Raw genomic sequence first — 11,117 nt, 5'->3', positions numbered from 1 at the left:
TATTTGATTTTTGATAGCTTGCGTGGCGTAGCCATACAAGAATTAGTAGGTATCAATTCTGTCTTTCTTACTGTGTTCCCTGTTCCCTGTTCCCTGCTCCCTGTTCCCTGACCACACAAGTAAATTCACAGAATCAAACCGGATTCCTATATGTATCGCTAAACCGAAAAATGCAGCGTATTTTCACTAACTATAAAAATCTTCATCCAATATTTGCTCAACAGAAAATGGACAAATATCAGGATATTCACTTTCATCAGCAATACGCACTCCAAAAGCAGCAAATTTACTTTCTTTAATTGCTAATTTACGTCCTTGAGAATAGGCTTTATTTATAGCTTCTAAAAGAAAACTTTTGAGAGAAGGAGTATTTTCTAAATTGTTTAAAACTCGTTGACGATGTTCAATAACTGAGTGATACCAACTCATTTTCATACTATCTGGAGCATCAAATTGGACTTTTAGCTTTAGCAAATGAGCTAACAAGATCATAAGATTACTTGTAAGTGCATTTTTTTCCGATTTACCCAAATCATTTAATTCCTCAATTAGATATTCAATATCAAGGGCTTCAAATTGACGATTTTTAAGGTGTTGAATTGTTGATTCAATCCAACTTTGCAAATCTTGATCATGGAGAGGTTCAAGCATATCAGTGGAAATACAACAATTATTATAATGATAATTTCCATATTAACCTAAGTTATAAAAAATTGTGAATAAATGATGATTTCTGGCTAGAAGTCGGAAATGTGAATCATGAGGATATAAGTTACAAAAAATACTTATATTATAAGTTAATACTGAAGTTATTGCGAAAACGTCCAATTTGCATGATCAAACAGTAGAATAGACAACGGTTAAAAGACTGATAAGTAGTATTTTTCATGACAAAAGAACTATTAAAACAAGTAAGAGTAATCGATCCTCTGCAAAAAACTGACATAGTAGCAGATGTGTTAATTATTGATGGTTATATTCAAGATGTCGCCCCACAAATTACAAATTTTACTACAGATACGTCTGTCCGCGATTGTCAAGGTTTGGTTATTGGTCCTGGATTAGTTGATTTATATAGTCATTCGGGTGAACCTGGTTTTGAAGAACGAGAAACTTTAAGTTCTCTTTGCCAAGCTGCTACTGCTGGTGGTTTTACTAGAATTTGCGTTTTACCTGATACATTACCAGTTATTGATCAACCTGCTTTGGTAACACAGTTACAACAATACCGAAATCGGGAAAAAGTCTCCCCCAGTCTTCACATCTGGGGAGCAATTACTTTAGATTTGGCAGGTAAACAATTAACAGAAGTAGCAGATTTAACCGCTGCGGGAATTGTGGGTTTTACTGATAGTAAACCTTGGGAAAATTTGGGGATAGTTAGACGGGTTTTGGAGTATCTTCAACCTTTTGGTAAACCTGTGGCTTTTTGGCCATGCGATCGCCATTTAGCCGCTAATGGTATGATTCGAGAAGGTGCAGAAGCCTTGCGTTTAGGTTTACCGCCAATGCCAACTAGTGCGGAAACAACGGCTATTGCAGCTTTATTAGAATTAGTCGCAGATATCGGTACACCAGTCCATATTATGCGTGTTTCTACTGCCCGTAGCGTACAATTAATTGCTGAAGCTAAATCTAAAGGTGTGCCTATTACCGCTAGTACAACCTGGATGCACGTTTTACTTGATACAACGTCCATGAGAAGTTACCACACTTCCTTACATTTAGATCCGCCTTTGGGAAATTACCAAGATATGCTATGCTTACGGGAAGGTTTGCGAACAGGTATAATAGATGCGATCGCAATTGATCACGCAGCCTATACTTACGAGGAGAAAGTTCAGGCCTTTGCGGAATCGCCACCGGGAGCAATTGGTTTAGAATTGGCATTACCCCTATTATGGCAGAATCTTGTGGCCACTGGAGAATTTACACCTTTGGAATTATGGCGGGTTTTGAGTCATCAACCAGCGACTTGTTTACAACAGGAGGTTAAAGCCATTCAACCGGGTGAAAAAGCTGAATTGACATTATTTGATCCTCAGCAAATTTGGAACGTAAATCAGGCAAATCTCCAGACACTTTCTTATAATACTCCTTGGTTTGGTGAAGAAATTATAGGTCGGGTTGTACAAGTTTTTTGTGAAAATCTATTTTGATTTTTGGTAACGAATCAAAGGAAAAACAGATTTTATCGGGTACTTTACAGGAACATCTTTTTATTATTCAATGTCTGATTTAATTTTGTTTTGGCATCGTCGAGATTTACGCATTTCTGACCATACAGGACTAGCTGCGGCCAGAAAAAAAACTCCCAAGATTGTAGGTGTATTTTGTCTAGATCCTCAAATTCTTGAAGGTGATGATATTGCACCTGCTAGGGTAAAATATATGATTGGTTGTTTACAATCCCTTCAAGAAAGATACCGACAAGCAGGTAGTCAATTATTAATTTTGCAAAATGATCCCGTTGTGGCAATTCCTCAATTAGCAGTGGCTTTAAATGCTAAAGCAGTATTCTGGAATTGGGATGTTGAACCTTATTCACAAATTCGGGATTTAGCGGTAATTGATGTTTTAAAAACCGCAGGAATTGAGTTTCTTAACTACAATTGGGATCAGTTACTTCACTCACCAACGGAAATATTTAGTGGTGCGAAAACTCCCTACACTGTTTATACTCCCTTCTGGAAAAATTGGTATAGTAAAACAAAATCTCAACCAGTTAAAACTTTAGAAAGTCTGCAAAATCTCACAGCAGAAGAACAAGAAATAGCGGAAAAATCTGGAATAATCAATTTACCTACAGCCGAAGATTTAGGTTTTATTTGGGATAGGGAATTAATAATTAATCCTGGAGAGTTAGCAGCACAAGAAAAATTAGAAAATTTTACCCATGATCCTATTAATGAATATCAAGAACAGCGCAATTTCGCGGCTATTGAGGGAACATCTCAATTAAGTGCTGCTTTGAAGTTCGGTGTTATTGGTATTAGAACTATTTGGCAAAGTACAATAGAAGCCTTAGCAAATAGTAATAGTGAGGAGGTAAATGCTAGTATCCAAACATGGCAAAAGGAACTAGCATGGAGGGAATTTTATCAACACGCTATGTACCATTTCCCCACATTAGCTAATGGTGCATATAGAGATAATTTTAAAGCATTTCCCTGGCGCAATAACGAAACTTATTTTCAAGCTTGGTGTGAGGGTAAAACAGGTTATCCTATAGTTGATGCTGCTATGCGTCAATTAAATGAAACTGGTTGGATGCACAATAGATGTAGAATGATAGTTGCCAGTTTTTTGACTAAGGATTTAATAATTAATCCTCAATGGGGAGAAAAATATTTTATGCAGAAACTCATTGATGGTGATTTATCTGCTAATAATGGAGGTTGGCAATGGAGTGCTTCTAGTGGTATGGACCCCCAACCATTACGCATTTTTAATCCAGCTAGTCAAACCCAAAAATTCGACCCAGAAGCAGCTTATATTCGTCAATGGATACCGGAATTACGTTCTTTAGATACGGCTTATGTAGTAACTGGAAAAATTCCTCCTCTAGAATATCATCGCGTCAGTTACCCTAAACCAATTGTTGATCATCAAAAGCAGCAAGCTTTATTTAAGCAAATATATCAACAACAAAAAGCCTTTACTTAATTTCTTTGTCTAAATCAGGATTTCCAGGATTTAAGGATGTACAGAATATGATTTTTTGATAATATTATGTTCATCTGGATATTTCTGCTAATACTTGGTCTAAGATATTTCATCTTCTTTAAAAAAAATAAATTTTCCCAAATTGGACAAAATTACTATATATTGTTAAATACAATTAATTTTTTGTCCGTTCTCAAAAGCTGCTATTGTATATGTCCAAAACTTACACCGTAGAAATCAATCACGAAGGTAAAATATATACTCTGAAAGTTCCAGAAGGTGAAGCAGTCTTATCAGTGGCCGAAGCAGTGGGTTTAGAATTACCTGCTTCCTGTCATGCTGGTGTTTGTACAACCTGTGCTGGATTAATATTAGCAGGATCTGTAGACCAAAGCGAGGGAATGGGTGTAAGTCCAGAACTGCAAAAACAAGGCTACGCGCTTCTTTGTGTTTCTAAGCCATTATCTGATTTGAAAATTGAAACAGGTAAGGAAGAAATAGTTTATGACAAGCAATTTGGGAAAGGGTAGATATAGTTGCCAATTACCATCAAGTCCTTCTATACTCAAGATTACCAATACAAAGGATTTAGAATAATGACAACTCACTTTATTACCGCTGAAATTGAATTACAAGAAACCCCCACTGAATTAGAAAAAGCTATTACAGCGGAATTACAAAAACAAGGTGAACCCCTCCGTTGGGCTATTACCGCTATTGACGAAACCCAACAAACCGCAACTATAGAGGCTGTAGTTACTGTTTAGATTCTTCCTTGAGGCTACCGCGAAATAAAAAACCTGTGATACCCATTCAAAAACCATACACGGTCATTTTAATTATACCCACCGGCATTGGGGCAGCAATTGGCGGTTATGCTGGTGACGCATTACCAGTAGCGAGAATTATATCACAGGTATGCGATCGCTTGATTACTCACCCCAATGTTATGAATGGTGCAAGCTTATACTGGAATATTCCCAACGCTTTCTATGTAGAAGGTTATGGTTTAGACAAATTTGCCGCTGGAGAATGGGGTTTACGTCCTGTTCGTAGTAATAGGGTAGGTTTACTTTTAGACCAGGGTATTGAGCCGGAATTAATGCGGCGACACTTGCAAGTAGCGGACGCAGCCAGGGCAACTTTAGGGTTAGATATTACAAATCATGTAATTACCGATGCAGATTTAAATGTAGAATTACGGATTTCTTCATCAGGGACAAGTTGGGGAACAATAGGTAATCCTGATAGTTTATTACGGGCTGCTGAAAAGTTAATTATACAGGAAAAAGCCCAAGCGATCGCAGTTGTTACCCGTTTCCCAGAAGACATGGACGAAACCGCCCTGCAAAACTATCGCCAAGGTGAAGGAGTAGACCCTCTAGCCGGTGCAGAAGCCGTCATTAGCCATTTATTAGTTCGTACCTTTAAAATTCCTTGCGCCCATGCTCCGGCCCTTTCTCCTGCCCCTACAGTCTCTAATTTATCACCTCGTGCCGCGGCTGAAGAATTAGGCTATACATTTTTACCTTGCGTTTTAGTTGGTTTAAGTAACGCTCCGCAGTTTATAATTAATACAGAATCTTATAAGCCATTATCAACGGATCTGTGGGCAGACCAGATTGACGCTTTAATTATTCCTGATACATCCTGTGGAGGTAGTGCTTTATTGAGTTTAAGTAAAAGTCAATGTCAAATAATTACAGTTACGGAAAATAAAACCTTGTTACAGGTTTCTGCTCCGATGTTAAAAATTCCCACCTTGCAGGTAAACTCATATTTGGAAGCTGTAGGCGTATTAGTCGCGCATAAAGCAGGTATTAATCCTTTTTCATTAATGATTTGACATTACCGTTAAGTTACAGCCACAAGTATTAAATTGTGTACTTGGGTTTCGCTGTCGGTCTACCCAACCTACAATTATTTTGATTGGGTTAAAATGAGACTCCAGAGAATACTTCGTCTAGAATAATTAACCGCAGATGAACGCAGATGAACGCAGATAAGCATGAATTAATTTAATTTAATTTAATTTAATTTAATTTAATTTATGTTTTATGACTTACGCAAAATATCTCTAAAACCTTAGGTTGTCAATTACCCATGACCATTATTTATTTAAATTCCTGTGGTTGAACAGCAAAATCAAGAACCAGAAATTCCTTACTTAACACGCACCCAAGTTTTAGTAGCAATGGGTGTAACAGCGATTATCCTTTGGATAATTGCTAAGTTATGGTTACATTGGAGCAATGTTATCCTCTTCAAATGGTACTGGCACGAACAAGACTTATTATTAGGAATCGGTTTAGGTTTAATCATTACCATATTAAGTGGGTTAGCTTATCGCTTTTCTCTTCCTTATCGTAAAAGTGCGGATTATTATCTAGAGATGGTTCTCAAACCTCTAGCAATGCCTGATTTAATCTGGCTAGGATTATTACCAGGTTTAAGTGAAGAATTATTATTTCGAGGTGTAATGTTACCAGCCCTGGGCGCAGATCATCTAGCTGTAATAGTCTCTAGTCTTTGTTTTGGAGTTTTACACCTTAGTGATACTCAACAATGGCCTTATGTAATTTGGGCGACTCTCATTGGTGTAATTTTGGGTTATAGTGCTTTACTGAGTGGTAACTTATTATTACCAATAGTTGCTCATATTGTGACAAATCTATTTTCTAGCTATTTATGGAAAATTAAAAATCCTTAGATACAAACCTCGGTATTTTTTTGATTTTTTACTTTTGAAATGAAATATCCCACCAATAATACTAAACTAAAATAGTTTAGTGGTGGGACTTACGGTAGTCTAATTAAGGGTATTTCTCAAAGCAAAAACCACTAAAAATCTGGTCTTTTCTTAAAAATCATCAAGAAATTGACCAATACGACTAATAACAGGGTCTACTTCTTGAGGGTCAGGTTCAGGTTCAGGGTGAGGTTGGGAAGGAATATAAGTAGGTGGTTGCTGACTCAACATGGTTGTTAACTTTGCAACTTGTTGAGTAAGTTGCAACATTTGACTTTCTATAGCCTCCAAACGACGAGACTCCTTAGCAAAAAAACGTTCCTCAAAACTAGCTATTTGCACTTGCATCTCACTGATTTGCTGTTCAATCGTGGTTATATCTGCTGTTTTAGAGGCTGGTTGTACAGATTGCGGTAAGAAAACTTTCCATAGGGCCTCTTTACATAGGTCACTGAAAGTTTTCTCTGGTTGCGCCTCTAAGTAGTTTTCCACCTGCGCTAACAAGCTCTCATCAGCAATTTCTGGATTGAACGTAACGGATTTAACTACTTTTTTTGACCATTGGAACATTAGTTTTATGATTTAGCAGGGCGAACAGCAGCGGCCGCTTGAACTTCTCCGTAAATATACTGACCTAAAGCATTAGCCTGCCGGGAAGGTGCAGCCAAGTAAGCATTGATTTTAGCCTCTTTGAGTAGACGTTGGACATCTTCCCAGAAAAACTCCCCACCGCCACCTGTAATAATTACATCTGTCACACGCTCTGGTAGCCAAGCTAACACACGAGCGCAAATTTCTCGTGAAAACTGCTCTATCAAGTTAGGGAGAAAATCATCTAGATTAGTAGGTTTACTAGCACCTTTAGGACGGTAAAAGCGACTGCCCTTGGGCTTATTAACCGCAGAAATCAGTGCTAATGATTGACTATCAGCATTTGGATCTTTTATTTCCGCAGCTACCAATTCATAAAACTTGCTCATCCCAAAGTCTTCACTCTTAGAAGCCCCTCTAGCAAACCGGAAATTGTCCACCATGATCATATCAATGGTTTGGTGGCCAATATCTACAATCCCCACTGACATTTTCGTAAAATCGGGAACTCCTGTTCCTTTATTAGGTTGAGTTTCTGACCACAGCAAACTGCCATATCCTTCAGGCATTACCCAGACTTTGCTAATGTTGAGAGATAAAGATTCACCTCGAAAATTCAATACATGAGGTCCTGTTACCAAACTAGTTAACTGTGCCTTTTCTTTTTCAAATTGTTCCAAAGACAAAAAGGGTAGACCCAGAACCACAGAAATTTCATCTTTGAGCTTAAAGTAGCCGGCACAGGACAAGACTTTGATCAGTGCGTCCTCAACCTTAGATTGGCCTACGCCAAGATTTGCGCCAAAATCTGCGGCTAATTGCCCCACAGCATAGCCACTACCTTGATACTCTAACCACAAATCCATCAGTGGGTCAGTTGCCTTAGCCTCAAACACACCGCCACGAATTTCAGTCACACTCATCTGCTTCACATTAGCAGGAATGAAAGCCACACTGCCGGGTTCACGGCTCACACAAGTCTTGGTGGAGGTTCTGCCTAAATCAACGCTGAGAATGGTTTTACCCCCAACATTAGTTGGCTTGAAAGAATTCATTGGTGTAGCTGCCGCAGGGCGGTTCATAGGAATGGCAGCGGCATTGATGGGATTAGCTGCGGAGGGTTGGTCTGTCATGAAAGCTCCTCTGTCAAAAGTTATCATGCTCATCTTACATAAAGGTGAGCTACAAAAAATTTTAGATTGGATTAAGTGTAACTAGAAATACGTCAAAATTGAGAACAGGCAATGGTCAATTTGCGATGATTTAGCATTTCTTATGGCATTTATAACCAGATGTCAAGGTTTTATTGCTGATTTGCTGTTTTTACCATTTAATGAAACCTACTAAAGTGGAAATATCAGGGACAACGGCAGCCCTTGTCTTGATTTGCCAATAAATGAACAGTATAGTAGTCCTTTTAGTTTTTGAAATTACCCGCAGAAGATTGTTTATATAACTCACCTTTTGCGAGAGTGGGAGAAAAAACCGTTCCTTCCCCCACTGCTAGTTAGAGCTAAATAGTTGATTTGACATACCTCCTCCTCCTTTCATGAGCGAGGATTCCTTGACACTTCACTGACTGGTGCTACCGAAAAGTAGTCTGATCCGGTCTGGAGTGTCCGTTTATAGTCTCCCAATGCCCTGTGGCGACTATACTTAGTTTACTATAAAGCCGTCCTAGAAGGACGGGGCTTGTATCCGATTTTTTTCGGTCAAAGATTGGACTCTCGATTCTGAAGACCATTCTAATGGATTCCAGACTCTTTCCTCTAAAGCCATTTGCTCAATTAAACTAGCCAAGCGCAGAGCTTTGAGAGCTTGTTCACCACCAACAGAGGGTTGATTGCCACCACGGACACAGTTGACAAAATGCTCTAACTCTGCACTCAGAGGCTGAACATTAGTGGTATAAACCTTTTCGATTAAACCATCTTGTCTATATAGGACTTTTTGCTGATCGATCAGGGGGTTGACAGGGGTTTGCCTATGTACCAAAATTTCATTATTGAGAAAATCTGCTTCTGTGAATGAATTTTTACAATGGGCAACCAGACGGCGGATTTTTCGGTGAGTAACTTTGCTGGCTGTAAGAGTAGCAACAACTCCATTGGCAAAGCCCAAGGTCGCAGTTACATAATCTAAATAACCTGAGTCTAAGGAACGAGTCCCATTAGCCGTTAATTTCACCACTGGTGATGCAGCTAATTCTAGCAGTAAATCAATGTCATGGATCATTAAATCCAGCACCACGGAAACATCACTCCCTCGCACTGAATAAGGACTCATGCGGTGCGATTCTAAAGCCAAAACTTCCTCTGTTTTCAGGACTTGACTCAGTTCCCTGAATGCGGGGTTAAATCGCTCAATGTGACCAACTTGCAAAATACACTGAGATTCAGCAGCAGCATTCACTAAAGACTCGGCCTCAGAAATACTAGCTGCTATTGGTTTCTCAATTAAAACATGGATTCCGGCTAATAAACAGTTGATGCCTACGGCATAATGTAGCCTTGTCGGTACAGCAACACAAATCGCGTCTACATGAGGTAATAAGTCACAGTAGTTTTCAAAAAAACGAACTTTGTATTTACTGGCCGTTTCTAAACCACGTTCAACGTTAATATCGGAAACCCCTACTAGTTCTACATCTTTCATGGAACTGAGAACGCGGGTATGATGTTGTCCCATGTTACCAACCCCAATCACACCTATGCGGATATGATGCGGCTGGTTGCGCTGTGAATATAGATTTGGTTCTGACACTGATCTGCTATTTTGCACTATTGTTTTCTCCTCAACCACCAAATTTAGAGACTCTAAGGTCTTTAACCTTTATACTTAAATGCCAGGTTTTATTTGTCTTTAACCATCAAAATGGTAACATAGTGATTGTCTTTATGAAGAATTTCAAAGTTTAGGTTCAGTTCCCGTTATCTAGATGGGATTTTGGATCAATGGTTGTTAATTTCCCGGCTTTATTCATCTCCTCAAAAAATTATATGTTTCTTTATTGACTTGATAAATGCCCTAGCTTCTCAGTATAAATTCTTGGATATGTCGTTAATCAATTAACTAATCAAATAAATATCCGCTCTTGATTAGGGTAATTTTATTTTTATTGTGTAAGTATTTTAACTTATAAACAAATAGTTGAAACTTAGAGTATAATTTGCTGGAGGATCTATAAAATTGCTGTTCCCTTGTCAGGGAATTTTTGCACATATTTAATTTTTTTGGGGGCATTTTATTGATTTTCCCATTTTTTGAATGGAATTTGTGAAGGAATGGGTAATTGATCAAATTATCCCCTGTTTTCCCTGATTTTATTGACTTTTGTTATCCCCATTGCTGATTTCGACATGAAAGCTGTAATTCTATTATCCGGTGGCTTAGATTCTTCGACGGTGCTTTATCAAGCAAAGGCAGATGGTTGTCAATGCTATACTATTTCTTTTGATTACCAACAACGACATCGGAGAGAATTAAATTCTGCTTTAACGCTTGCTGATACAGCCGGTGTAATTGAACATCAAGTAGTTAATTTTGATTTACGGCAATGGGGAGGCTCGGCACTGACAGATGATAAGATTAATTTACCTCAACAGCGATCGCTGGCTGAAATGGCCGATAATATCCCTGTCACCTATGTTCCTGCCCGTAATACCATCTTTTTAAGTTTTGCTTTGGGTTATGCAGAGGCGATCGCAGCGGAACGAGTATATATTGGGGTTAATGCCCTAGATTACTCTGGCTACCCAGACTGTCGTCCTGATTATATCCAAGCTATCCAGGAAGTTTTCCGTTTAGGAACAAAACAAGGACGTTCTGGACAACCAATTAAAATTATCGCCCCGTTAATTGACTTAAAAAAAACAGAAATTATCCAACTTGGTAATCAATTAGGAGTTCCTTGGCATCTCACCTGGTCTTGCTATGCTGGTAATGATATTGCCTGTGGTGTCTGTGATTCCTGTCAATTGCGGTTAGCAGCTTTTGCTGAATTGGGGTTAAAAGATCCTCTTCCCTATGCTGGTGCTTAGAGAATCAACAACTTCCACTCCGCAATTCAGATTTTATACAAAGATGTTCATAATTCGATTTAATCATTGTG

Annotated in this window: 11 protein-coding genes; 7 read left to right on the top strand and 4 right to left on the bottom strand. The window is 38.5% G+C overall.

Going from position 1 to position 11,117, the window contains the following annotated elements; all coding sequences use genetic code 11:
• Positions 1-186: 186 nt before the first annotated feature.
• On the bottom strand, positions 187-651 hold the full coding sequence (locus ACIR310F_RS0102470; protein ID WP_028082454.1) for a DUF29 domain-containing protein: 465 nt from the start codon (positions 649-651) through the stop codon (positions 187-189).
• 236 nt (positions 652-887) lie between these two features.
• Between ACIR310F_RS0102470 and ACIR310F_RS0102465 the strand changes: the two genes are divergently transcribed.
• The 6 genes from ACIR310F_RS0102465 (at position 888) to ACIR310F_RS0102440 (ending at position 6,376) form a co-directional block, all read left to right on the top strand.
• Positions 888-2,159, top strand: a complete 1,272-nt coding sequence (locus tag ACIR310F_RS0102465) for a dihydroorotase (RefSeq protein ID WP_028082453.1) — start codon at positions 888-890, stop codon at positions 2,157-2,159.
• 70 nt (positions 2,160-2,229) lie between these two features.
• Positions 2,230-3,666 (top strand): FAD-binding domain-containing protein, encoded by a 1,437-nt coding sequence (locus tag ACIR310F_RS0102460; protein ID WP_028082452.1) that lies wholly within the window; start codon positions 2,230-2,232, stop codon positions 3,664-3,666.
• 212 nt (positions 3,667-3,878) lie between these two features.
• A complete protein-coding gene (locus ACIR310F_RS0102455) occupies positions 3,879-4,196 on the top strand; it encodes a 2Fe-2S iron-sulfur cluster-binding protein (protein ID WP_028082451.1) in 318 nt (105 codons plus the stop codon).
• Between the two features lie 66 nt (positions 4,197-4,262).
• On the top strand, positions 4,263-4,433 hold the full coding sequence (locus ACIR310F_RS26020) for a hypothetical protein (RefSeq protein ID WP_190372175.1): 171 nt from the start codon (positions 4,263-4,265) through the stop codon (positions 4,431-4,433).
• Between the two features lie 44 nt (positions 4,434-4,477).
• A complete protein-coding gene (locus tag ACIR310F_RS0102445) occupies positions 4,478-5,512 on the top strand; it encodes a DUF3326 domain-containing protein (protein WP_028082450.1) in 1,035 nt (344 codons plus the stop codon).
• Between the two features lie 282 nt (positions 5,513-5,794).
• On the top strand, positions 5,795-6,376 hold the full coding sequence (locus tag ACIR310F_RS0102440; protein WP_028082449.1) for a CPBP family intramembrane glutamic endopeptidase: 582 nt from the start codon (positions 5,795-5,797) through the stop codon (positions 6,374-6,376).
• A 150-nt stretch (positions 6,377-6,526) separates the two neighbouring features.
• Here ACIR310F_RS0102440 and fcmC read toward each other — a convergent pair whose 3' ends face one another.
• From fcmC to ACIR310F_RS0102425, 3 genes are all read right to left on the bottom strand, one after another.
• Positions 6,527-6,985 carry a filament morphology membrane protein FcmC gene (fcmC, locus tag ACIR310F_RS0102435; RefSeq protein ID WP_028082448.1) on the bottom strand — a complete coding sequence of 153 codons (459 nt, stop codon included), beginning with the start codon at positions 6,983-6,985 and terminating at the stop codon, positions 6,527-6,529.
• A gap of 5 nt (positions 6,986-6,990) precedes the next feature.
• Positions 6,991-8,139, bottom strand: a complete 1,149-nt coding sequence (gene fcmB / locus ACIR310F_RS0102430) for a filament morphology actin-like protein FcmB (protein WP_028082447.1) — start codon at positions 8,137-8,139, stop codon at positions 6,991-6,993.
• Between the two features lie 544 nt (positions 8,140-8,683).
• Positions 8,684-9,787 (bottom strand): Gfo/Idh/MocA family protein, encoded by a 1,104-nt coding sequence (locus tag ACIR310F_RS0102425; protein ID WP_028082446.1) that lies wholly within the window; start codon positions 9,785-9,787, stop codon positions 8,684-8,686.
• A gap of 578 nt (positions 9,788-10,365) precedes the next feature.
• Between ACIR310F_RS0102425 and queC the strand changes: the two genes are divergently transcribed.
• Positions 10,366-11,046, top strand: a complete 681-nt coding sequence (queC, locus tag ACIR310F_RS0102420) for a 7-cyano-7-deazaguanine synthase QueC (RefSeq protein ID WP_028082445.1) — start codon at positions 10,366-10,368, stop codon at positions 11,044-11,046.
• The last annotated feature ends 71 nt before the right edge of the window (positions 11,047-11,117 follow it).

It is taken from the genome of Dolichospermum circinale AWQC310F, assembly GCF_000426925.1.
Classification (GTDB): Bacteria; Cyanobacteriota; Cyanobacteriia; order Cyanobacteriales; family Nostocaceae; genus Dolichospermum; species Dolichospermum circinale.
Note: the sequence above shows the minus strand (reverse complement) of the source record. Positions and strands in the feature narration are given on the sequence as shown.

Coding starts and splice junctions, on each gene's coding strand:
- ACIR310F_RS0102460 (WP_028082452.1), top strand. CDS start 2,230: ATGTCTGATTTAATTTTGTTTTGGCATCGTCGAGATTTACGCATTTCT.
- ACIR310F_RS0102455 (WP_028082451.1), top strand. CDS start 3,879: ATGTCCAAAACTTACACCGTAGAAATCAATCACGAAGGTAAAATATAT.
- ACIR310F_RS0102465 (WP_028082453.1), top strand. CDS start 888: ATGACAAAAGAACTATTAAAACAAGTAAGAGTAATCGATCCTCTGCAA.
- fcmB (WP_028082447.1), bottom strand. CDS start 8,139: ATGACAGACCAACCCTCCGCAGCTAATCCCATCAATGCCGCTGCCATT.
- fcmC (WP_028082448.1), bottom strand. CDS start 6,985: ATGTTCCAATGGTCAAAAAAAGTAGTTAAATCCGTTACGTTCAATCCA.
- ACIR310F_RS0102470 (WP_028082454.1), bottom strand. CDS start 651: ATGCTTGAACCTCTCCATGATCAAGATTTGCAAAGTTGGATTGAATCA.
- ACIR310F_RS26020 (WP_190372175.1), top strand. CDS start 4,263: ATGACAACTCACTTTATTACCGCTGAAATTGAATTACAAGAAACCCCC.
- queC (WP_028082445.1), top strand. CDS start 10,366: ATGAAAGCTGTAATTCTATTATCCGGTGGCTTAGATTCTTCGACGGTG.